The organism is Chryseobacterium subflavum (genome assembly GCF_055762745.1).
In genome coordinates this window covers 1609752-1633354 of the sequence record NZ_JBVTMR010000001.1, presented here as the reverse complement: position 1 = coordinate 1633354, position 23603 = coordinate 1609752, and the positions used below count along the sequence as shown (strand labels likewise).

At 34.7% G+C, this 23603-nt stretch carries 18 protein-coding genes; 12 read left to right on the top strand and 6 right to left on the bottom strand.

Annotation, left to right across the window (positions count from 1 at the left end; translation table 11 throughout):
- The first annotated feature begins 103 nt into the window (after positions 1 to 103).
- The 6 genes from AC0INN_RS07125 to AC0INN_RS07100 all read left to right on the top strand — a co-directional run bounded on the left by AC0INN_RS07125 (position 104) and on the right by AC0INN_RS07100 (position 5222).
- The gene (locus AC0INN_RS07125; protein ID WP_273648159.1) at positions 104 to 1357 is read left to right on the top strand and encodes a pyridoxal phosphate-dependent aminotransferase; all 1254 of its coding nucleotides are present in this window, start codon (positions 104 to 106) and stop codon (positions 1355 to 1357) included.
- Between the two features lie 96 nt (positions 1358 to 1453).
- Entirely contained in the window at positions 1454 to 2419 is a 966-nt protein-coding gene (locus AC0INN_RS07120) for a phosphatase PAP2 family protein (RefSeq protein WP_273648158.1), read from the top strand.
- 56 nt (positions 2420 to 2475) lie between these two features.
- Positions 2476 to 3201 carry a 3-deoxy-manno-octulosonate cytidylyltransferase gene (gene kdsB, locus AC0INN_RS07115; RefSeq protein WP_273648157.1) on the top strand — a complete coding sequence of 242 codons (726 nt, stop codon included), beginning with the start codon at positions 2476 to 2478 and terminating at the stop codon, positions 3199 to 3201.
- 139 nt (positions 3202 to 3340) lie between these two features.
- Complete coding sequence (locus tag AC0INN_RS07110; protein WP_273648156.1) at positions 3341 to 4003, top strand: histidine kinase; 663 nt, start codon at positions 3341 to 3343, stop codon at positions 4001 to 4003.
- Between the two features lie 48 nt (positions 4004 to 4051).
- Entirely contained in the window at positions 4052 to 4627 is a 576-nt protein-coding gene (locus AC0INN_RS07105) for a glutathione peroxidase (protein WP_172278374.1), read from the top strand.
- A gap of 79 nt (positions 4628 to 4706) precedes the next feature.
- Positions 4707 to 5222 carry a VOC family protein gene (locus AC0INN_RS07100; RefSeq protein WP_306612490.1) on the top strand — a complete coding sequence of 172 codons (516 nt, stop codon included), beginning with the start codon at positions 4707 to 4709 and terminating at the stop codon, positions 5220 to 5222.
- 126 nt (positions 5223 to 5348) lie between these two features.
- Here AC0INN_RS07100 and AC0INN_RS07095 read toward each other — a convergent pair whose 3' ends face one another.
- A complete protein-coding gene (locus AC0INN_RS07095; protein ID WP_273648155.1) occupies positions 5349 to 6005 on the bottom strand; it encodes an NAD(P)H-binding protein in 657 nt (218 codons plus the stop codon).
- Between the two features lie 303 nt (positions 6006 to 6308).
- On the opposite strand from AC0INN_RS07095, the gene AC0INN_RS07090 reads away from it, so the two are divergent.
- Together AC0INN_RS07090 and AC0INN_RS07085 are read left to right on the top strand one after the other, a co-directional pair.
- A complete protein-coding gene (locus AC0INN_RS07090; protein WP_273648154.1) occupies positions 6309 to 6662 on the top strand; it encodes an MmcQ/YjbR family DNA-binding protein in 354 nt (117 codons plus the stop codon).
- 7 nt (positions 6663 to 6669) lie between these two features.
- Positions 6670 to 10413 (top strand): DUF3857 domain-containing protein, encoded by a 3744-nt coding sequence (locus AC0INN_RS07085; RefSeq protein WP_273648153.1) that lies wholly within the window; start codon positions 6670 to 6672, stop codon positions 10411 to 10413.
- A 36-nt stretch (positions 10414 to 10449) separates the two neighbouring features.
- On the opposite strand, the gene AC0INN_RS07080 is transcribed toward AC0INN_RS07085, so the two are convergent.
- Positions 10450 to 11376 carry a bifunctional riboflavin kinase/FAD synthetase gene (locus AC0INN_RS07080; RefSeq protein WP_273648152.1) on the bottom strand — a complete coding sequence of 309 codons (927 nt, stop codon included), beginning with the start codon at positions 11374 to 11376 and terminating at the stop codon, positions 10450 to 10452.
- A gap of 321 nt (positions 11377 to 11697) precedes the next feature.
- Here AC0INN_RS07080 and atpD point away from each other — a divergent pair, with 321 nt between their 5' ends.
- The 3 genes from atpD (at position 11698) to AC0INN_RS07065 (ending at position 14475) form a co-directional block, all read left to right on the top strand.
- Positions 11698 to 13206: a F0F1 ATP synthase subunit beta gene (gene atpD / locus AC0INN_RS07075; protein WP_172278364.1), complete on the top strand. Its 1509-nt coding sequence runs from the start codon at positions 11698 to 11700 to the stop codon at positions 13204 to 13206.
- A gap of 89 nt (positions 13207 to 13295) precedes the next feature.
- On the top strand, positions 13296 to 13577 hold the full coding sequence (locus AC0INN_RS07070; protein WP_172278362.1) for a FoF1 ATP synthase subunit delta/epsilon: 282 nt from the start codon (positions 13296 to 13298) through the stop codon (positions 13575 to 13577).
- Between the two features lie 79 nt (positions 13578 to 13656).
- Positions 13657 to 14475, top strand: coding sequence for a hypothetical protein (locus tag AC0INN_RS07065; protein WP_306612486.1), 819 nt, complete (start codon positions 13657 to 13659; stop codon positions 14473 to 14475).
- 113 nt (positions 14476 to 14588) lie between these two features.
- Here the strand turns inward: AC0INN_RS07065 and AC0INN_RS07060 are convergent, their stop codons facing one another.
- The 4 genes from AC0INN_RS07060 to AC0INN_RS07045 all read right to left on the bottom strand — a co-directional run bounded on the left by AC0INN_RS07060 (position 14589) and on the right by AC0INN_RS07045 (position 19840).
- Complete coding sequence (locus tag AC0INN_RS07060; RefSeq protein WP_273648149.1) at positions 14589 to 16778, bottom strand: B12-binding domain-containing radical SAM protein; 2190 nt, start codon at positions 16776 to 16778, stop codon at positions 14589 to 14591.
- A 74-nt stretch (positions 16779 to 16852) separates the two neighbouring features.
- Positions 16853 to 17320 (bottom strand): glucosaminidase domain-containing protein, encoded by a 468-nt coding sequence (locus AC0INN_RS07055; RefSeq protein ID WP_273648148.1) that lies wholly within the window; start codon positions 17318 to 17320, stop codon positions 16853 to 16855.
- Between the two features lie 130 nt (positions 17321 to 17450).
- Complete coding sequence (locus tag AC0INN_RS07050; protein ID WP_172279656.1) at positions 17451 to 18722, bottom strand: aminotransferase class I/II-fold pyridoxal phosphate-dependent enzyme; 1272 nt, start codon at positions 18720 to 18722, stop codon at positions 17451 to 17453.
- Positions 18723 to 18802: 80 nt separating this feature from the next.
- Entirely contained in the window at positions 18803 to 19840 is a 1038-nt protein-coding gene (locus AC0INN_RS07045) for a PLP-dependent cysteine synthase family protein (protein ID WP_273648147.1), read from the bottom strand.
- A 224-nt stretch (positions 19841 to 20064) separates the two neighbouring features.
- Between AC0INN_RS07045 and AC0INN_RS07040 the strand changes: the two genes are divergently transcribed.
- Positions 20065 to 23550 carry a glycosyltransferase family 117 protein gene (locus AC0INN_RS07040; protein ID WP_273648146.1) on the top strand — a complete coding sequence of 1162 codons (3486 nt, stop codon included), beginning with the start codon at positions 20065 to 20067 and terminating at the stop codon, positions 23548 to 23550.
- Positions 23551 to 23603: the final 53 nt, after the last annotated feature.

Genomic DNA, 23603 nt, shown 5'->3' with positions numbered 1-23603 from the left:
TAAATGAGAGTATTAGGAAAGAGCTCTCTAATTAAAAACAAAATTTATAACTTATACTTAATAACATATAACATTAGTCAAAAACAATAAATATTTAAATAAAGTGAAAGTTTCAAAATTAGCGGCGAACCTGATTGGTTCTGAAATTGTAAAAATTGGTAATGAAGTAAATGATTTAAAGGCAAAAGGAGCGGAGATAGCCAATCTTACTATTGGTGACCTGAATTCTAATATCTATCCGATACCTGCAAAGTTAAAGGAGGAGATTCAGAAAGCTTATCAGAATAATCTGACGAATTATCCGCCTGCAAACGGACTTTTATCTTTAAGAAATGAAGTTTCAAAAGATCTTAAATCAAGATGGAATCTGGAGTATTCAGCCAATGATATTTTAATTACTGCAGGATCTAGACCTTTGATTTATGCAGTGTATAAGACAATTGTGGATGAAGGTGATAAAGTTATTTATCCTATTCCTTCTTGGAATAATAATCACTATGCTTATCTTACTTCTGCAGATGCTATTGAGGTGAAGACAACCCCTGAAAATAACTTTTTACCTACTGCTGCTGATCTTAAACCTCACTTAAGTGGTGCTGTTTTATTAGCGCTTTGTTCGCCATTGAACCCAACAGGAACGATGTTTACAAAAGACCAGCTTTCTGAAATCTGCGAACTCATCATCGAAGAAAACAAAAAAAGAGGCGCTGATGAAAAGCCTTTATATCTGATGTATGACCAAATCTACTCGAATCTTACTTTTGATGCTAAACATTATGATCCCGTTTCTCTATTCCCTGAAATGAAAGACTATACGATTTATATTGATGGGATCTCAAAATGTCTTGCTGCAACAGGAGTGCGTGTAGGATGGGGGTTCGGGCCATCTCATATTATCGATAAAATGAAAGCTTTGCTTACACACGTAGGAGCTTGGGCACCTAAGCCGGAGCAGGAGGCAACAGCTAAATATTACCAGAACTCTGAAGATGTAAATACTTTTGTTGATGAATTTAAAGGAAAACTGGAAGAAAGCCTTAAAGTTCTTCATAAAGGAATCCAGGATTTAAAAGGCAAAGGATTAGCGGTAGAAAGCATTGAGCCTATGGGAGCCCTTTACCTTACGATCAAGTTGGATTATATCGGAAAAACGAAACCGGATGGGAACACTATAGAAAATTCATCTGATCTTGTTTTTTATCTAATCAATGAAGCGGGTGTAGCTTTAGTTCCTTTCTCTGCCTTCGGAGAAGAAAAATCTGAACCTTGGTTCCGTGCTTCTGTAGGAGGATTAGCAGTAAACGAAATTGAAGTAATGATGCCAAAATTAGAGCAGGCATTAAGCAATTTAAAATAAAATAAATACCCGCAATCAGTTGTTGTAATGAACTTTTGTTTCTGTTGAAAGTCTCATGAACCGGTTAGCTGATTGCGGGTATCAAAAAAACACAAAGTGAAAAAAATTAAATGGCTGTTATTACCCATATCAGTAATGGTATGGTCGCAGAAAAAAGACAGCACCATCGAAAAATCGTTAAAATCACAGAGCTATATTCTCAAAGACGGTTCTGTGCGAACCTATCATAAGCCTAAGCTTTTCGAATTTATTACCAGGGCTCCGAAAGATTTTATAGATACTAATAAGGACTTTGTTGCAAAGGATCATGCTTATTACTTAGGAGGTGCAATAGCAAGTACTTTGGTGCTTATTCCATTCGATCAGAAATTGATTGATAATTCAAGAGAGCTGGGTGAAAAATGGGGGATGAGTGCCGATAATAATTACAGTAAAATCGGAGGAGTTATAAAAATACCGAAAGATATCGGCTCAGGCTTATATCTCATCGGTAATGGCTCTACAGTTGTATTGTTAGGGATAGGTTTTGCGACGTATGGTTGGATAAAAGATGACTACAGGGCTCAGGCAACCGCCAGTGGTTTAATGGAAAGTTTATTGCTTTCCGGTGTTTTTTCACAAACAATAAAAAGGATTACAGGCAGGGAAAGTCCTTTTATAGCAATAGAAAATGGTAATTCCGGAGGACACTGGACTCCTTTTCCAAGCTTTGCAGCTTTTGCTAAAAACACATCAAGTTATGATGCGATGCCATCGGGACATTTAACAACATTTATGTCGGCTATTACAGTGATTGCAGATAATTATCCTGACGCAGTATGGATTAAACCAGTAGGATATACATTGGCAGGAGCGATGGCTTTTCAGATGATGCAAAGCCAGGTTCACTGGGCATCGGATTATCCTTTAGCCTTGCTCATGGGATATTTTATAGGGAAAACCATTTCGAAAAACAGATATACAGTTTCAGGAGCAAGTACAGGAAAAGTAAAATATAAATTGAATTTTATTGCTTCTACGAATCTAGGCTATAATATGGTGGGAGTAAACGTTTCTTTTTAAGAAGAAGTCCATATTTTGCTTATATTTAAAAAAAATTAAATAATAAGAATCGTTCAATGAAGATCATAGCAGTTATTCCCGCCCGTTACGAAGCAAGCCGGTTTCCCGGAAAATTAATGCAGATTTTAGGTGGTAAAACAGTAATTACGACCACCTATCAGAATGTTCTGGAAACGGGTTTATTTGATGAAGTTTTTGTAGCGTGTGATTCTGAGATTATTTATAATGAGATTATTAATAATGGAGGAAAGGCCGTAATGACCGGGCAGCATGAAACAGGAAGTGACCGTATTGCGGAGGCAGTTCAGCATATAGATTGTGATATTGTGATCAATGTGCAGGGTGATGAGCCTTTTTTAAAGACAGAACCTCTAAAACAGCTGATTGAAGTTTTTAAAGAAGACCAGAATCAGGAAATTTCATTAGCTTCCCTGAAGATAAAGCTGACTGAAAAGGAGGAAATTGAAAACCCAAATAATGTGAAAGTTATTACCGATAATAATGGTTTTGCATTATACTTTAGCCGCTCAGTTATTCCTTACCACAGGGAGATCTCGTATGCTGTAGATTATTTCAAGCACATTGGAGTATATGCATTCAGGAAGCATGCACTGCTGCAGTTTTCTAAACTGGAAATGAAACCTTTAGAAATTTCGGAAAAAATAGAATGTATCCGTTACCTGGAATATGGGATGAAAATTAAATTAATAGAGACCAACTTTATTGGAGTTGGAATTGATACACCTGAGGATTTGGAAAAAGCAAGAAAATTGATCAACTAAATTGCCAACAGGCAAAAAGGAAGAAGGGCTGAATTACTAAATAGCAAATTTGTAAAATTGTTAAATGAGCACGATTTTACATTTTCACAAATTTGCTTTCTTACAAATTCGCCTTATATTTGAATTATAAATTGAATTAATGAAGAAATTACTTTTAGTATTCGTACTGATTTATTCACAAATTACTTTTGCACAGACCGCTAAGGAAATTATCGATAAAAATATTGAACTATCAGGTGGACTGACAAATTGGAAGCTGTTAAATTCAGTATTACTTCAAGGGAAAGTAATTTTGGGGATCAAAGATGAATATCCGATAAAAATTTATCAGCAACGCCCGAATCTCACTAAAACAGTTCTTACCATTAATAATAAAGAAACTGCGATTGAAGGCTATGACGGAAGTAAAGGATATGCTATGAACTATGCCACAAATAAAGTTCAGGAATATCCGAATTATATTCCCGAAAGTTTTGATAATGATTTCATTGACTGGGAGAATAAAGGTTTTGAAGCTAAATATCTGGGAAAAGAGAAAGTGGGAGATATTTATTGCCATAAAGTAGAATTAACAAAAAATGTCAATAAAAATTTCTATTATTTTGATACCAATACCTATATGCTTCTTAAGGAAATAAAAAAAGATGAAACATTAACGTATTCGGAGTATAGAAAAGTGGGAAATCTATTAATGCCTTTCAGAATTGAATCTTCAAGCCCTAAAAAAGATGGGGATTTTGTAATGCAGATCAATAAAATAGACATCAACAAAGTTTTTCCTGCCAATATCTTTAAATTTTAATAGTCTATATAAATAACGCAGTGAAAACTGCCACTAATCATATTACTCATGAAAAAGATCTTCTTATTGCTACTTTCTTTTGTAGCGTTCTTACAGAGTTGTACCAACCAAAAAAGTGAAATTTCTAAAGCTAAAACCAATGAACTTATGGGAAAAACAATATATGATTTCAAAGTAGAAAGCCTTGATGGCAAAGAGATCAATTTTGCAGACTTTAAAGGGAAAAAGATCCTGATTGTAAATACGGCTTCGGAATGTGGATTTACCCCACAATATGCGGATCTGGAAAAAGTTTATGAAGAATATAAAGATAAATTGGTAGTAGTGGGTTTTCCTGCCAACAACTTTGGAGGTCAGGAACCGGGAACCAATACCGAGATCGGTGCGTTTTGCCAGAAAAATTATGGGGTAACTTTTCCATTGGCTGCTAAAGTTTCTGTAAAAGGGGATGATACAGCACCTATTTTTAAATATCTGACAGAAAAAGAACTAAACGGAGTTAAGAATACTACGATCCTTTGGAACTTCACTAAATTCCTGATCGATGAAAACGGTAAATTAGTAGATAGCTTTGTAAGCACTACGAAGCCAACTGATCAGGCGATTACAAAATATTTTAAGTAAACAAAAAAAAGTATATTTTTACAAAGTGGGTGTTTTCACCCACTTTTTTTATATGGTTAAATAAATAAAAACGTAACTCATGAAAAAGATCATTTTTGCGCTTTGCATTCTAATTTCTTTTATATTAGGATTTGCTTTTAAATCTGCTACTGATGGCAGTGAGGACCGTCTTAAAAGAGTAACAGGGATTGGTGGAATTTTTTTTAAATGTAAAGATCCTAAGAAAATGAGAGAATGGTATAGCGATCACCTGGGGCTTCACACCAATGAATATGGAGCGGTATTTGAGTGGTACCAGGGGACTGATAACTCTAAAAAAGGATTTAGCCAGTGGAGTCCTTTCAGTGAAAAAACAAAATATTTTCAACCGTCAGAAAAAGACTTCATGATCAATTATAGGGTAGAACATCTTGATAAACTGGTTGAAGAGTTAAAAAAAGAAAATGTAACCATCGTGGATAAGATCGAAAGTTATGAATATGGAAAGTTTGTACACATCATGGATATAGAAGGAAACAAAATCGAACTCTGGGAGCCTAATGATGTTGAATATGAAAAATTAGGGAAAAGTATGAACAGTAAAACGACGAAGTAAAAGTCTGAGCTTCGGCTCAGACCAAAAAATATAAGTTTATCACCTCAAATTATTATCTTCCTCTAACCTCTAACCTCTAACCTCTAACCTCTAACCTCTAACTTCTAATCTCTAATTTCTAACCTTTCATTCATTCGTTTTCTCCGCAAAACAAAATATATTTCCCAGTTTTATACTGGAATACCCATAGCTTTTGATTTTAGAAGAATTGATCATGGCTTTGGCTAAAATATGAGTTGGCAATGGCTTCTGGCTTTCCAAAAGTCCGATTTTGTTGGCAAATTTTATAATTCGGCTTCCGAGAACTTCTCCCGTTCTGTCGGAATCCTTTCTTTCCAGCATGCCAGGTTTAAAGATGGTTATTTTATTAAAATGCAGTTGCTTAACAGCTTCTTCAAGTTCGCCTTTCATTTTGGAGTAGAAAATTTTGGATTTAGGATTTGCCCCGTATGCAGAAACAAGAATGTAGTCATCCACATTGTTTTCCTTCGCAGCTTTTGCAAATTCATACTGATAGCCGAAATCTACTTTTCTCTGGGCTTCTTTACTTCCAGCTGTTTTCAAAGTGGTTCCCAGGCACGAAAAAGCAACATCACCTTTTACTGCTTTTTTCCATTCTTCCGGTGCATCAAAGTTTACGATGTGAACGTTTAATTTATCACTCCTGATATTAAGAGGTTTTCTGACAAATACATCAACTTCATCGAATTCCTTATCGTTAAGTAATTGATTGACTAAATCTTTACCGGTAGCACCTGTAGCGCCAATTACCAAAGCTTTCATAATAAATGTGATTAGTGATGATGTTGTGAACTTTTCTTTCCTACCTAAATTTACTAAATTTGAAATTAATAATAAAGATTAAAAGATTAAAAGATTAAAAGATTAAAAGATTAAAAGATTAAAAGATTAAAAGATTAAAAGATTAAAAGATTAAAAGATTAAAAGATTAAAAGATTAAAAGATTAAAAGATTAAAAGAACTTGATAAACACTAATTTTGCACTTTCAACTATCAACTATCAACTATTAAACTCTCATTTTCATCTTTTAACTAATAACCCATTAAAACAATCAGCTATTAAAAATGGATGCCAACGAAATATTGGATTACTGTCTTGCAAAAAAAGGAGTCACCGAAACTTTTCCTTTTGACAATGAAACGCTTGTGATGAAAGTAGGAACGAAAATGTTTTTATTAATGGGACTGGAAAGACAGCCTTTAGCAATCAACGTAAAGACCGATCCTGAATGGAGTGCCGAACTTCGGGAGCAATATCCACAGATCACCGGTGCTTATCACATGAATAAGACCCATTGGAATTCAGTTTCTTTGGATGGTTTAAAAAGAGATCTTATTTTTAAAATGATTGATCACTCCTATGATCTTGTTTTCTCTTCATTAACGAAAAAATATCAAAATACCATTAATAATTTATAAACTAACTATGAGGAAAGTACTAATTTCCGCTATCTACTTTTTATCAGTCAGTGCCTTTGCACAAACTCAGGAAGAGACTAAAACATGGAATCTTTTATTGAATAATAAAAGAGAGGAGGCCAGAAATTTTTATGATAAAAATTTAAAAGACAAAAAGCTAAATGGTTTTGAATCTTTATTTTTAGATGCTTTAATAGATGAGGAATTGGGGGAAATGTCTTTTGATGAAACATTTATTAAAAATTTCGTTAATTTCAAACTGGATGAAGCCTATTTGTATCCTATTTTCAAAAGAAGATTTGTATTGGGAGATAATGAAAGATCAGGATTGGACGATAATTCTTATAAGAAAATAGATTTTTTAGCTCAAAATGAAACCTATGCAAATACAGTTACTATTTTAGAATATAAAGCGACCCTGGACAGGATAAGAAATAACTACAAATCCGCCGATGAAGCTTTAGCAAGAATAGGCAGGATCGATAAATGGCAGTATGCAGGTGTTTTTGAAAATCTTAACGGAAGCGGTTTGTACAACGAATATGATCCGGAATCTTATGCGAAAAATGATAAACTTTTCAATGCTAATAGCTTTGGAAATGTAGGGTGGTATAATAAGAAACTTCCATCAAATGATGGATTTGAGTTTTTTATTAACGAAATAGAGTATGGAAGAGGAATTATGTATGCCCAAAGTTTTGTAGAAAATCCTACAGAAAGGAAAATTTTGCTTGAAGTAGATACAAACACTGAATTCAGACTGTTTTTAAATGATTCTGAAATACTATCAAGTACAAATGACGGATATACAAACCTAGGAGCACATCTGGTAGAAGTAAATCTACCTAAAGGAATGAATAGAATTATGTTAAAATTTGACATGAAGAACTCTAAGAATGCCTTTATGGTGGTGCCTTTTGATCTGAATTTTAATAAAATTTCTGACCTTAAATATTTTGATACTTTTAAGGATTATCAGAAAACCCCACTTAATCAGTTACAAGCTAAAGAAGTTCCTTTGAAATTTGAAAAAGCTTTAAAAGAAAAGCTTAGACAAACTCCAAATAGTTTTTTTTATAAATATTTATTAGCCTCAGCCTATCTTAGTAATTTTCAAAATGAACAAGCGAAAGAGTTGATTGATGAATTGTTGAAATCTTACCCTAAGTCTTCTCTTATTCAATCTCTGTTTACAATCTATTATACGAATGTAGAAGATGATAAAAAAGTCAATGAAGTTTTTAAAAATATTGAGCTAAATGATCCTGAATACTATATAGTACCGATGATCAAAATGGTAGAAAGCGAAAAGTTTGAGAGTATGTCTATCGAGGAACTTGAAAAGTACAGGAACATTTTATATAAAACAAAAGCAAAACCATTAGGCGAATTTTTTGATGTTGTAATTGCAATGAGAAATCGTGATGTTGTTAAAGCAAAAATGCATATTGCAAACCTTAAAAAATATTTTGCCAATAATGAGAAGTTTTTTACAGTTTTTACAACATTAGAAGATTTTGATAAAAAGGATCAAAGCTCGACCATTAAAAAACTTGAAGAAGTATATGAAAAGAAGAATAGTAATGATGTAATGTCAACTTTATATTCTTACTATGAAAAAGCAAATAGGGTAGAAGATCAGAAGAAAATTTTAAAGAAATATATTGAACTGTATCCTACGGTAAATTCTTTCAGATCACAATATTTAGGCATTTTAGACGGAGATTACCAGAATCCTGAATATGCTACTGAATTAGAAAATGCTTTAGAAAACTTTCCTTATTCTTATTCAATCTTAGCTACAAAAGCAGATTATTTGGCAAAATTAAATAAAAAACAGGACGCTATAAAATTTGCAAAACTTTCCCTTTCTCATAATACGCAAAATGAACAAATGCATAAGTTGTTAAGGGATCTTGATAAAACCCAGGATGAAATTACACAAGTATCTAAAAAGGAATTGTACCAACTTATCAGTGAACGCAGAAATAAGGGGATAAAAGGAAAAAAGGGAGTTACAACACTTTTGGATGAGTACATTGTAAATGTATTTGCAGAAGGGGGACTCAAAAAAAGAAGTACATATGTTTATGAAATTACTTCAGAAAAGGGAATTGAAGAATTGAAAGAGTATTATGTTGATTATGATGATGATGTAATAAAATCTGAAATTATTAAGCAAAATGGAAGTATAATTCCGGGAGAAAAATCCGCAGATGAGATTGTATTTACAAATTTATCAGTAGGAGACGTAATTCTTATTCAAAAAGAAAGCTTGGAAAGAAATGGAGGACGATTCTCTAAAGATTTTAACCTAAGTTCTTATTTTGATTCTGAATACCCTGTGGTAGAATCTATTTTTACTGTTATTACTCCTGAAAGTCTAAATTATCAGGTAAAAAGCAATAATAAAGAAGTAACGTCTACGAAGAAGAAAATTGGGGATAAATTATTCCAGACATGGAAATTAGATAATCTTCCCGAAGTAGATCTGGAAGAGTATTATGGTCCAAGTTTCTATGATTCGACTATTTCGGTAACAGTGAATTCAATTAAAACATGGCAGGAAATAGCCAAATGGTATGCTGATCTGATCCAAAAAAGTGTTGTTTCAGACAAAGTTGTTGAGAGATCTTTTAAAGAAATTTTTCCTGCAGGAACTTCAGGAATGAATGATATGGTAAAGGCTGAGAAAATCTATAACTATATTGAAAAAAACATAAGTTATAGTTCAGTCGACTTCCGTCAAAGTGGGTATATCCCTCAAAAACCATCTAAAACACTTTCTACTAAATTAGGAGATTGTAAAGATCTTTCTACTTTGTTTTTGATTTTAGGAAATCAGGCAGGATTGAAGTCAAACCTTGTATTGGTTCAAACTAATGACAACTCCTCTCAGCGTCTCTTATTGCCCAATCTTAGTTTTAATCACTGTATAGTAAAAGTTAATCTTGACGGAAAAGAAACTTTTCTCGAAATGACAGGAAAATATTTACCTTTTAACTCTGCAGTTAAACTTAATTATAATGCAAAAGCTCTTGTTATTGATAAATCGAATACATCCACAGATCTGATCAGTTTATCGAGCGATAATAATGTTAAAAGTGTTTTTAGAACAGTTAGTGACGTTACCATTAATGGAGACAATCAGAACTTTTCTACAAAACAGTATGTATTGGGAGAAACGAAAAGTTATTTTAATGAATTTTTTCAAGATGATCAAACAGATGATTACAGGAAGAAAAGTATGGAGGAACAATACGGTTCTGTGCTTGATAAGATCATTAATGTAACAACTGTGAAGTTGATTGATGGAAAAGACCTAACATCAAAACCTCTTAGTTTTGAAGTACAATTTAGTATTAATGATAAACCTCAGTCTGTGGGAAGTTTAAAGATTATGAAGATTCCTTTTGTGACAAAACCATTTACAAAGGAAGTTGTAGCAACAGAAAACAGAAATACAGATATTCAATATACCAAATATGAAAAACATAACGAATATGTAGAAGAAGTGTATCTCAATATTCCGGAAAGTATGAAGTTCATTGAAATTCCGGAAAATAAAACACTGACTTATAATAATTTTAAGTATTCGATTAATTATGAATTACAAAAAAATAACAAATTGAAAATTACCCGGACAGCCAATACACCTTGGGATAATATTAAAAAAGAACAGTATCCGGAATTTAAAAAATTTGTTGAAGATTCAGTAAATACGGAAAATCAAATTTTAGGATATAAATAAATCAAAAAGAAAGCTTACAAATTTTGTAAGCTTTTATTATTTTTTAAAATCAAATTCTTCAGTAAGTCTTTTATCTTCATCCAATCTTTCGATCAATTTTTCAAGACCTTCGAATTTGATTTCATCATGAAGAAAATCCCTGAATTTTACAGTGATCTCCTGATCGTAGATGTCCTCGTTGAAATTTAGGATATACACTTCAACCGTTAGTGCGTCGCCGTTTACAGTAGGATTGGTTCCTATACTGAGCATTCCTTTATATGGCTGTCCTTTAATATAAACTTCAACAATATATGCTCCTTTTTTAGGCAATAACTTAATAGATTCGGTACTGATATTAGCGGTAGGATAGCCAATAGTTCTTCCTATTTTCTTACCATGAACTACTTTTCCTGAAACAGAGTAGGAGTAGCCAAGCATTTCATTAGCTTCTACAATATTTCCCGCTAAGAGAGCATTTCTGATTTTGGTAGAACTGATATTATTTTCGTGGATATTGATGGCTTCCATTTGTTCCACTTCAAAATCCAATTCTTTAGACAGTTTTTGGAGAAGTTCAAAATTTCCGCTTTTATTTTTTCCAAAAGAGTGGTCGTATCCTATAATAAGGTATTTTACATTCAATTTATCTATAAGGATCTGGCGAACAAAATCTTCTCCTGTAAGATTTCTGAATTCTTCATCAAATTCTTTTAAAAACAAATTATTGATCCCATATTTATCAACCAACAATTTTTTTTCTTCCAGGGTATTTAAAAGTTTTAAATCTTCATTGGGATTAAAAACAAATCTTGGATGTGGCCAAAAAGTAAGGATCGCAGTTTCCAACTGGTTTTCTGCCCCTATTTTTTTTAGTTCATCAATAATGCATTTATGTCCCAAATGTACCCCGTCGAACATTCCTAAAGACAGTGCTAAAGGCTTTTGCGCGGAATAGTCATTAAAATTCTTGAAAACTTTCAAAACGGAAAAAATTTGACTGCAAATATAAAACCTTTAAAATTATCTATTATTATATAGTAAGAGTTATTTTCAATGAACAATTTCGATAATTTGCTGTCTGAGAATTGTTGTCAATTTTAATTTTTGTGAATGAATAACAGTATAAATTATCAATTATTAAATTTTAATCAGTCTGTTTGAGATTTTTAACAGTGAATTTTGTACCTGAATTTTGATTTCCGATTCTGTTCATCTGATCAGAAAAGCATGATAAAAATCTTTTTTTTACCAATTGTGGGTTTATGAAGAATCATTATATTTGCACCAAGAAAAAATTTAGCAATGGCAAACCAAATTAAAGGAAAAATTTCTCAAATTATTGGTCCGGTAATCGACGTAGTTTTTAATAATGTGGAAGCAGTTCCAAGTATTTATGACGCGTTAGAAATTACTAAAGGAAACGGTGAAAAAGTAGTCTTAGAAGTAGAACAACATATTGGTGAAGATACGGTAAGATGTATCGCAATGGATGCTACAGATGGTCTTACAAGAGGTCAGGAAGTAATCGGATATGGAAATCCTATTACAATGCCGATTGGTGAGGCTGTAAACGGAAGACTATTCAACGTTGTTGGTGATGCTATCGACGGGCTTCAGAATATCTCTAAAGAAAATGGATTACCTATCCACAGAGAAGCTCCGAAATTTGATCAGTTGTCAACTTCTGCAGAAGTTTTATTTACAGGTATTAAAGTAATCGACTTAGTTGAGCCTTATGCAAAAGGAGGTAAAATTGGATTGTTCGGTGGTGCCGGTGTTGGTAAAACAGTATTGATCCAGGAGTTGATTAATAATATTGCAAAAGGACACGGAGGTCTTTCAGTTTTTGCCGGAGTAGGTGAAAGAACGAGAGAAGGAAATGACCTTTTGAGAGAGATGTTGGAATCAGGAATTATCAAATATGGTGATGATTTCATGCACTCTATGGAAAATGGTGGTTGGGATCTTTCTAAAGTAGATTTAGAAGCGATGAAAGATTCAAAAGCTGCATTCGTTTTCGGACAGATGAACGAGCCACCAGGTGCAAGAGCGAGAGTAGCCCTTTCTGGTCTTACATTAGCTGAGTACTATAGAGATGGAGGAGAAAGCGGACAAGGTAGAGACGTTCTATTCTTCGTAGATAATATCTTCCGTTTTACACAAGCTGGTTCAGAGGTATCTGCACTTCTTGGACGTATGCCATCTGCGGTAGGTTACCAGCCAACGCTTGCTTCTGAGATGGGAGCGATGCAGGAAAGAATTACATCTACTAAAAACGGATCTATTACTTCAGTACAGGCAGTATATGTACCTGCGGATGACTTAACTGACCCGGCTCCTGCAACTACATTTGCTCACTTGGATGCAACTACAGTACTAGATAGAAAAATTGCTTCTTTAGGTATCTATCCTGCGGTAGATCCATTGGCTTCTACTTCAAGAATCCTTGCACCGGAAGTTATCGGAGAAGAACATTATAACTGTGCTCAGAGAGTAAAAGAAATTCTTCAGAGATACAAAGCTCTTCAGGATATCATTGCGATCCTTGGTATGGAAGAACTTTCTGAAGAAGATAAATCTGTTGTTTACCGTGCAAGAAAAGTTCAGAGATTCTTGTCTCAGCCTTTCCACGTTGCTGAACAGTTTACAGGTATCCCTGGTTCATTGGTAGATATTAAAGACACCATCAAAGGATTCAACATGATTATGGATGGAGAACTTGATCATTTACCAGAAGCCGCTTTCAACTTGAAGGGGACTATTGAAGAAGCTATCGCAGCAGGACAAAAAATGTTAGCTGATAACGCTTAATAAGTTAGACATGAGATATCAGATACTAGACATGAGACTTTAAAGGTTGTCTGAAATCTGAGATCTGAAATCTTTTAATCTAAATTAAAATGAATATAAAAATTTTAACACCAGAATACGTAGTTTTTGAAGGCGAGGTAAACTCTGTTTTACTTCCGGGAAAAAATGGTGAATTTCACATCATGAAAAACCACGCAGGAATCGTTTCTTCATTAATTAATGGTAAAGTAAAGCTGTTTGTGAATTCTGTCGATGAAGCTTATGCCAAGAACCTTACCAGAGAGAATGAAAAAGATTCTGTTTTTTCTTATTCTATCAAAAGCGGTGTTGTAGAATTTAATCATAATAAAGGAATTATCCTTTGTGAGTAATTAAATGAAAAGCTAAATATATTTTCAAGAAAGTGTAACTTTGGTTACACTTTTTTTTATGTAATGTAAATCTGATTTTATGAGGAGTATGATCATGTTGTTTATGATGATGGGAATTGTATTAAACGCCCAGAATTTTAAAACCAAAAGGGGTATTATAAGTCTTGATGGAGTACATGTTGCTAAAATTTCAAATAAATCAAGTGAGTACACTTTTATGGACCTGAAGGAGACGCCTATTTATACAATAGAATTTGTTGATAAAAGCGTCGTGGATTCTGTAAGAGACAGTTACATAAAATTGAACAGGGTATACAACAGGGATAAGACCATTGAGTTGGATTACAGCTCTCCTTCAGCCTTTTCCGGTGAAGAAAGATCTGCAGTATATACTTGTATAAAAGACCTCAAGATCATTGATAACAAAGGCATTAATGTTAAGAATTTAGATGAGCTTTTTCAAAATACACCCAAAAGAAAGCTTGATACTAAAACCAAGGATGCTTATTCCATACGGAGTAAAATTGACAAGATGAAAATTGAAGTCAACAATGTAGGGGAAATTCTCAGCAATGGTGTCCCGGTCGGATATTTTACGAATTTGCCGGTAAGCTTCGGATCTGATGATAAGATTGCCGAGAAAACATTTGTAGATATTGAAATCTATGATGCTAAGAGCAAATATATTGGCAAATACATTACCACTACCAAGCAGATCAAAACAGCTGGTGGAAAAAGTTTTACATTGTACAGGGAAATGTCCGGAAGGGCTTCAATTTTAAAATTTCCGACCTATAAAGCTATTGCAGAACGGATGGCAATTTTAGATCCGAATTTTATTAAAATTCAGGAAAAGGTTGTTGTAGGACAGGTCGTAAAAGATCGTGTAGAGAAATAAAAGTTTAGTGTTTAATAATTTAATTGTCTATGGAATGCCGGGTTTGATTCATTTATAAAAATCAATCAAAATTTGGATCAGCTAAAGATCCCGGTAGACTTCTCAATTAGAAACTACAAACTTAAAATGACACCATTATCTTTAAGTTGCTGTATAGGTTTTGAAAACCAGAACAGTTCAAAATCCTCGAAGTTCTCTTCAAACTGAATTTTAAGCTGTTGCAGGGTTGTCTTTTTTGCATTTTCAATGGCGTTTTCCGCAAGCACTTTCATGAGCCATTCTGCTTTTGGCTGCTCCAGATCTATTTTTACGATATTTGTTTTTAAATGGAATGTCAGTTGCGTATATGCCCACGAATTTTGTTTCTTTGTTTTTATGTAATTCTCGGCAACAACATTTCTGTCCATAAAAATAACCTTTGAGTTTCCTTTAAAAACAAAATGATCTTCTTCTAAAAGGCAATCGTGGATATAATCGGGGTGAATGGTTGTTTTGGGAATTTTAAAATCAAACCAATCCTGTAATGGGATATCAAAATTGATTCCGTGCATATAATTGAAAAGCGATTTTTTTAATCCGAAACTGAATTTACTATGGTCAATTCCTGTTTTATCTGTAAAATCAATATCGTTATTGGCAAATAAAATTTCCTGTTTAATAGGAGTAACGCCAAATTCTTCAGGATGTAAACCCACAGGAGAATGAGCCGTCATGGCAAACTGATGCCAGAATCCACTTTGCAGAATTCCCATTTCAAAGAGCTGCCGTACCATTTCCAGTGAATCAATTGTTTCCTGTACAGTTTGGGTAGGGTAGCCGTACATAAGGTAGGCATGGATCATTATACCGGCTTCAGTGAAATTTCTTGTAACCTGAGCCACCTGATCAACGGAAATCCCTTTATCAATCAATTTTAAAAGACGGTCACTGGCTACTTCCAGTCCTCCTGAAACAGCAACACAACCCGAAAGCTTCAGTAAAAAACAAAGATCTCGGGTAAAACTCTTTTCAAAACGGATATTGGTCCACCAGGTCACCACGAGATTCCTGCGCAAAATTTCCAGCGCAACTTCTCTCATTAAAGCAGGTGGGGCAGCTTCATCCACAAAATGAAAACCGGTTTCTCCAGTTTCTTTAATAAGCTCCTCCATCCTGTCGACCAGGATTTTTGCAGAAACAGGTTCGTAGATTCTTATGTAATCCAGCGAAATATCACAAAAAGTACATTTTCCCCAATAGCATCCATGAGCCATTGTAAGCTTGTTCCATCTTCCGTCGCTCCACAGACTGTGCATTGGGTTGGCAATTTCAATGACTGAAATATATTGATCGAGTAAAAGATCTTTATATTCCGGTGTTCCGACCTGTGCCTGTTTATAGTCGTGTCGTTTAGAGTTATTCTTATAAGTTACCGTATGGTTCTCAATGAGGAAAGTTCTTTTAAATTCGGCTTCTTCAGTTGGGTTATTTAGATGGTTATAAAGAAGCTCAATTGGGAGTTCGCCATCATCTAAAGTAATAAAATCGAAGAATTCGAAAACCCTGGGATCTTTTATTTCTCTTAATTCCGTGTTTGGAAAGCCACCACCCATCGCTGTTTTAATGTTTGGGAAATTTTTCTTGATGTATTGGGCACATCGAAAAGCGGAGTACAAATTCCCCGGAAAGGGGATAGAGAAACAGACAAGTTTGGGTTGTACGGTCTGTAGCTTTTCCGCTAAAATTTCTAATGTGATATCATCAATAAATGTTTGCCGGTCTGATAATTTGGAATATAGCTCGTCAAAAGAATTGGCACTTTTCCCCAGGCGTTCTGCATACCGGCTGAAACCAAAATCGGAATCTATATTTTCAACAATATAATCAGATAGATCCTCCAAATACAATGTGGCCAAGTGTTTTGCTTTATCCTGAAGCCCCATGTTTCCGAAAGCAAATTCCATATCATCCAGCTGATTGAACCGGGAAGCTTCCGGTAAAAAATTCATGCTACAGATCTGGCGGGCCAAAGTGGCATTTTTACCTTGCAGGAAATGAATGACCTGATCAATGGTTTTTATATATTCATCCCTTAGAGCGAAAATCCTTTGGGTATTTTCTGACAACTTTTCAAGATCAATTTTCCTGGAAAAAATGTTCTGAAGACCCTCTTTTGAAAAAAGTTCCAAAATAACTTCAATCCCCAAATCGATCTGATAGCTGGTAATATTTTTGGTATTTAAAAAACCTTTAATATAAGCCGTGGCAGGATAAGGAGTATTAAGTTGGGTAAAAGGCGGAGTAATCAGAAGAAGATCTTTCAATAGGAATTTTTTTGCAAAATTATCACATCTATATCATACAAAAAAATTAATGGCCTGTAAAAGATGAATTGAACTTATTTTTGTAAGCCGAATTTAGCAATGGTAGAATTTATTTTCTTTATCCATTCATTAGGTTTGGTAGAATAACCTGTGGAAGCAATAGCTTTAACCCAATCGTTACTGTTGTTATTATCTTTTAACCGGGTATAAATTTTCTTTTTGGAAAGCATACGGCAAAAAGCTTCATAGCTTTCGCGAACGGTACTAAAGCTTTTAAATTTAGAATTATTCACATCGTTCTTTCCCAAAATACCAAAGTGATTATTAAGGGTTTTGCTAGCCTTGCTGGTTCCGGCTCCAGACTCCACAATAGCTATCGCGAGTATGATCGAGCTTGGAATCCCGTATTGTTTTGAGAGATCTGCTGCAATATCTTTATGGTTATCTATATAAGAATGCTGGGCATTAGCTGTTGTAAAGAAAAGCGTAAGAAACAGGCCGATAATTGCTGTTTTAATATTTCTGGAATTTCTAATATACATCTATTTTGATATCAATCTATTACATAAAATAATGACTTTTAAAAAATTAAAAGACAGATATTTACCACTCATTCAGAAGTGGATTATAGATAAAAAGGCCATTGTATTTCAAATGGCCTTTTGTATTGTTTTAAATTTCTTTAAACTGAACGTTGTTCTCCTTCAGATAATTATCAGCTTGCTCCTTATAATGACCACCCACCAGTTTATCGTGAATAGCTTCAAAGGCAGCTAATGTTTCATTGATCTCAGCATCTGTATGAGACGCCGTTGGAATCAATCTTAGTAATATCATTCCTTTAGGAATTACCGGGTAAACAACTACAGATGTGAAAATTCCGTAAATTTCTCTTAAATCTTTAACCAAAAGAGTTGCTTCTACCGGTGTTCCCTGCATCATTACTGGCGTTACACAAGTATTACTGTCTCCAATGTTGAAACCTCTTTCTTTAAGACCGTTTTGCAGTTTATAGGTATTTTCCCAAAGTTTAGCTTTAATTTCAGGTCTTGTTCTTAAAAGCTCTAATCTTTTAAGCCCTCCGATAACCATTGGCATCGTCAGGGATTTTGCAAAGATTTGTGATCTTAAGTTGAATTTTAAGTATCGGATGATTTCTTTATCTCCGGCAATGAAAGCTCCGAAACCGGCCATTGACTTAGCGAAAGTAGAGAAATATACATCGATTTTATCCTGACATCCTTGTTCTTCACCAGCTCCGGCTCCTGTTTTTCCAAGAGTTCCGAATCCATGAGCGTCATCTACAAGAAGTCTGAAGTTATATTTTGATTTCAGGTCACAGATTTCCTTAAGCTTCCCCTGCTGACCTCTCATTCCGAAAACCCCTTCTGTAATTACCAGAATACCACCACCGGTTTCTTCAGCTACTTTTGTTGCTCTCTGAAGGTTTTTTTCAAGACTTTCGATATCATTGTGTCTATAGGTAAATCTTTTTCCGGAGTGAAGTCTTACCCCATCTACGATACATGCATGTGAATCTACATCATATACGATTACATCATTTCTGCTAACCAAAGCGTCAATGGTAGAAACCATTCCCTGGTAACCGAAATTTAATAAATAAGCAGATTCTTTCTGAACAAAATCAGCAAGCTCCCTTTCCAGTTGTAAATGCTGTTCTGTTTCCCCGGACATTGCTCTTGCTCCCATTGGATAAAACATCCCGTATTCAGCAGCGGCTTTTGCATCGGCTTCCAAAACTTCAGGATGATTACATAATCCTAAATAATCGTTAGCACTCCAGAAAATGACTTCTCTTCCCTGAAACTGCATTCTAGGTCCGATTGGCCCTTCAAGTCTCGGGAAAATAAAATAGCCTTCTCCATAATCTGCAAATTGTCCAAGAGGTCCTGGATTTTCTTTTATTCTTTCAAAAATATCCAACATTTTATAAGTGATTTTATTTAATTAAAAAAAGCCTTTTGTGATCTACAAAAAAGGCTTGATTTGTATGGTAATTATTTCTATTTGATGAATTCTGTCTTGAAAACTTCATCGTAGTTGTGAACACAATTGTTTACAAAACCTTGTTCCGCCATCCATTTGTCGCTGTATACCTTGGTAATGTATCTTGATCCATGATCAGGATAAATTAATACAACCAGGTCATCTTTTGAAAATTCGTTAGATTGGGCATATTGTATAAGCGCCTGGGTAACAGCTCCGGTCGTATAACCTCCCATGATCGCCTCTTTCAGAGCTATTTCACGGGTTCTGTAGGCAGACATTTCATCATTCACTCTTACAAACTGGTCGACTTTATCAAAAAGTAAGGCGGCAGGAATAAGATTTTTTCCCATTCCTTCAATCTGATAGGGGTGAACATCTTCTTTATGGATTTCTCCGGTTTCATGATAACTTTTCAGAATAGATCCGTCTGCATCTACTCCTATTATTTTGATATTCGGATTCTTTTCCTTTAAAAATTTTGCTGACCCGGATAAAGTTCCCCCGGTTCCTGTACATGCAAAAAGATGTGTGATTTTTCCTTCTGTCTGCTCCCATATTTCCGGTCCGGTAGTCTGGTAATGGGCATCAATATTCAACTCATTAAAGTATTGGTTGATATAAACAGAATTAGGTGTTTCAGAAGCCACTCTTTTGGCAACCTCATAATAGGATCGGGGATCATTCGCAGGTACGTTAGCAGGGCAAACATACACTACCGCTCCAAGAGCTTTAAGATAGGCAATCTTTTCAGGTTTTGTTTTGTCACTTACAGCAAGAATGCATTTATACCCTTTGATAATGCAAACCATTGCAAGAGAGAATCCTGTATTCCCTGAGGTGGTCTCTACAATTACAGAATCTTCTTTTAATAAACCTTTTTTCTCAGCGTTTTCTATAATGTGAAGTGCGATTCTATCTTTAGTGGAATGTCCAGGATTATATGATTCTAACTTGGCATAAACAGTTGCAGGAATATCTTTCGTTACAGTATTTAGCTTCACCATAGGAGTGTTTCCTATTAGGCCAAGGATATTATCGTAAACATTACTCATTATTTGCTATTTTTCAATAAAAATCTGAGGGCAAAAATACAAAAAAATAAATAATTTCTAAACTTTTGTTTGATTTCTAAGCTGTCATTACTTAAATCGATATTTTTCCTTCCTCAATGGTTACAGACTTATTAACGCAAATACCACACCAGTATTTTAAAAAATTGTTAAAATCGATATAAAATCATATAAAAGCCCTATTTTCGCGTAATTGATTTTATACTATGAAAAACTGGACTTTTAGGCAATGGAACACCGTTTTAGGATGGGTGATTTTCGTCATTGCATTTTTCACGTACTTATCAACAATAGAACCCAAGCTGAGTTTTTGGGACTGTGGTGAGTACATATCTTCTGCAGTAAAATTAGAGGTAACGCACGCTCCCGGGGCTGCTTTATTCCAGATTGTGGGCGCTGTAGCGGCCATTTTTGCATTAGGAAAAGGCGAAAATTATTCTATCGTAATCAATGCAATGTCTGCTACGTTCAGTGCTTTTACGATCTTATTTTTATTCTGGACCATTACGCATTTTGTAAGACGATTACTGAATAAAGATTTTGAAGAAGTAACCAAACATCAGGAAATTTCGATTCTTTTTGCCGGTGTCATAGGCGCGTTGTGTTTTACATTTTCCGATACTTTTTGGTTTTCGGCGGTTGAAGGGGAAGTGTATTCCATGGCTTCGATGTTTATTGCGCTTTTGGTATGGCTGATCACAAAATGGGAAAATGAGTATAACACTTCGGACAATGAAAGATGGATCATTCTTATTTTCTTTATCGTTGGACTTTCAGTAGGTGTACACATGATGTGTATGTTATCTCTTCCCGCAATCTGCCTGGTATACTACGCCAGAAACTATAAGTTCACGTGGAAAAATTTCATCTGGGCAAACCTGATCACGTTGGGGATTCTGATTATTGTATTTAAAATTATTTTCCCACTCATCATGACGATGTTTGGTAAACTCGAGATATTCTTCGTCAATGGTTTGGGACTTCCTTTCCATTCAGGAACAATTGCTGCTTTTATTCTTATGGTAGCAATATGCTATTTCATGATTAAATATGCGAGAAAAAGTAAAAAAAGCATTTATCAGACCATAGCATTATCAATTGTTTATATGGTAATCGGCTTCTCATGTTGGATGGTCATTCCAATCAGAGCTAACGCAAACCCTCCAATGAACCTGAATGATCCCGATACGGCTATCGGTATGCTTGATTATTACAACAGAGAACAATATGGAGACTGGCCGACAATTTACGGACAAAACTATACCGCTTTCCTTGATGCCAACGGAATTGAGAAAAATGAAGACGGAAGCTTTAAAACCAAGAAGACCGGCGACATTTATGAAAAGGATGAAAAAACAGGAACCTATAGAAAGACAGGAGAACGTTTTAACTATGTTTTCAGCAAGTCCCAGGTAAGTTTAATGCCCAGAATGTTCAATGAAGACAAATCGGTGATGGCGAACTACATTTCAATGTATGGAGCTCCTGACTTCACCTTTAATTATGGAAATGAAGATGTAGCAGATAATCCTCAGGCAAAAGAGATCTTCAATGAACTGAGAAAGAAATACGAAGATAAAACGATTACGGCAGCAGATTACCTGAAAGTAAAGCCATACGATCTTATTAATGTTCAGAAGCCTTCTCTGGCTCAGAATATGGATTACTTCATTACTTTCCAGAACGGATATTACTTTGTAAGATACCTGATGTGGAATTTTGTAGGAAGACAGAATGACCTTGAGGGGAATATGGAAAATACAAAAGGAAACTGGATTTCCGGATTTTCTTTTATAGATAATGCCATGTGGGGAAATCAGGATAAGATGCCTGCTAAATTTAAAAATGAAAGCACGGTTGCTTTTTTCTTCTTACCCCTTATTTTAGGATTAATCGGATTCTTCTTCCAGCTTAACAGGGATTTTGGAAGATTCTATGCTATATTATCATTATTCGTTATTACCAGCGTTGGAATTATTTTCTATACAGGTGTAAAACCATTTGAACCTAGGGAGAGGGATTATGCGATGGTAGGCTCATTCTATGCTTTTGCTATATGGATAGGTTTAGGAGCGGGTGCTATTTTATGGTTCTTACAGTCTAAAGTAAAGTCCGGTGCAGCGAATATTGTTGCGGGAGTGATTTTACTGGGTATACCTTTTATGATGGGATTCCAGAATTATAATGTACATGACAGAAGTAACCGGTATACAGCATATGATTATTCTTATTCCGTATTAAAATCATTGCCAAAAGAGGATATTTTATTTGTATACGGTGATAATGATACATATCCGGTTTGGGCGATTCAGGAAACCGAAAATTTCCGTGATGATGTAAAAGTGGTCAACTTTACTTTGCTATCAACACCATGGAACATTGACCAGGTAAAAAGAAAAACCTATAATGCCAATGCCATTCCAAGCCAGTTAACTCACGAAGACTACAGGGATGGTGTGAATGATCAGATCTACCTGATGAAAAAAGAAGACTGGCAGAATATCTTCAATAACCTTCAGGAACAAGGAGCCTCTTCTACGGAATTCCAGGCTTTTAGAAAGTATCTTACCCAGGATTCCATTACTTTAAAAGAAGCAATCAATTTCATCAAAATGAAATCCCCTGAAAAGGATGAAATTCTTAAAATGATCTTTGGAGAGGCACGTTATGAAAAATACAACTTCTTACCGGTGAGTAAATTTATTTTACCTGTCAACAAGGAGAATGCTTTAAAAGCAGGGATTATCAATCCAAGTGATCTTCCTAATACTGTTAATCAGATTATGATCGATTATAAAGCCAATACTCTTTATAAGAACAACCTGATGATGTTTGATATTCTGGCTAATTTTGATTGGAAAAGACCGATTAACTTCTCCTCAGGCGGAGTATATGACAGCGAAAATATTTTCTATCTGGATGATTATTTGCAATTGGATGGTTTCAGCTACCGACTGATTCCTATTCATACGCCACCTAGCAGCGATGGAGATATGGGAAGGGTAGACGCCAACTCTCTGTACAATGTGGTGAAAAACTTCAAATGGGGTAATTTTAAAGACTTAAATGCTCATTTTGATGAAACCGCAACTTCCAATATCATCAGCTATAGAAGTGCAGCGAGCAGAGCAGCGGCAGCCCTTTCTTTAAAAGGTGAAAAAGCTAAAGCGATCGAGTTACTGGACCTTGCTGCTAAGGAAATTCCGGTAGAAAAATACAATGATCCTCGCTCATTAAGTTCAATTGTGTACGGATATATTGTAGCAGGACAGGAACAAAAAGGATTGAAACTGGCAGAAGTTCTTAAGAAAGGAATATTCGAAGAATATGATTACTATTTAAGCCTTAGCCCTGGTGATCAGAGATACCTGAGAAGACAAATGGGAGCTAAACCTATGGAATATTCTCTTGTGGTTTCTGCTGTAACTACAGCTTACAACGCTATTGGGCAGAAAGATAAAGCATACGACTACCTTGTGAAATCTATTGAGCCTATTGATAAAAAGTTCAATGTGTTAATCAAAGATCTTCAGCAAATGGGTAAAGAAAAAGCGATGAATGAATCTGAAAATGTACAAAGAATCACTCCGTTCTATCAGTACTTATTTGATATTATGGAACCTTTTGATTCTACTTATTCCAAAGAAAAAGAGCATCAGATTACAACAGCGATTATGAAAGCGACCCAATAAAATACTTTCAAAACATAATTAAAAACGGAACTTCGGTTCCGTTTTTTTTTGCT

Bases quoted from the DNA above. Each gene is read 5' to 3' on its own strand.
- AC0INN_RS07090 (WP_273648154.1), top strand. From the start codon at position 6,309: ATGGATGCCAACGAAATATTGGATTACTGTCTTGCAAAAAAAGGAGTC.
- kdsB (WP_273648157.1), top strand. From the start codon at position 2,476: ATGAAGATCATAGCAGTTATTCCCGCCCGTTACGAAGCAAGCCGGTTT.
- AC0INN_RS07055 (WP_273648148.1), bottom strand. From the start codon at position 17,320: ATGTATATTAGAAATTCCAGAAATATTAAAACAGCAATTATCGGCCTG.
- atpD (WP_172278364.1), top strand. From the start codon at position 11,698: ATGGCAAACCAAATTAAAGGAAAAATTTCTCAAATTATTGGTCCGGTA.
- AC0INN_RS07100 (WP_306612490.1), top strand. From the start codon at position 4,707: ATGAAAAAGATCATTTTTGCGCTTTGCATTCTAATTTCTTTTATATTA.
- AC0INN_RS07065 (WP_306612486.1), top strand. From the start codon at position 13,657: ATGAGGAGTATGATCATGTTGTTTATGATGATGGGAATTGTATTAAAC.
- AC0INN_RS07105 (WP_172278374.1), top strand. From the start codon at position 4,052: ATGAAAAAGATCTTCTTATTGCTACTTTCTTTTGTAGCGTTCTTACAG.
- AC0INN_RS07085 (WP_273648153.1), top strand. From the start codon at position 6,670: ATGAGGAAAGTACTAATTTCCGCTATCTACTTTTTATCAGTCAGTGCC.
- AC0INN_RS07070 (WP_172278362.1), top strand. From the start codon at position 13,296: ATGAATATAAAAATTTTAACACCAGAATACGTAGTTTTTGAAGGCGAG.
- AC0INN_RS07095 (WP_273648155.1), bottom strand. From the start codon at position 6,005: ATGAAAGCTTTGGTAATTGGCGCTACAGGTGCTACCGGTAAAGATTTA.
- AC0INN_RS07110 (WP_273648156.1), top strand. From the start codon at position 3,341: ATGAAGAAATTACTTTTAGTATTCGTACTGATTTATTCACAAATTACT.
- AC0INN_RS07045 (WP_273648147.1), bottom strand. From the start codon at position 19,840: ATGAGTAATGTTTACGATAATATCCTTGGCCTAATAGGAAACACTCCT.
- AC0INN_RS07040 (WP_273648146.1), top strand. From the start codon at position 20,065: ATGAAAAACTGGACTTTTAGGCAATGGAACACCGTTTTAGGATGGGTG.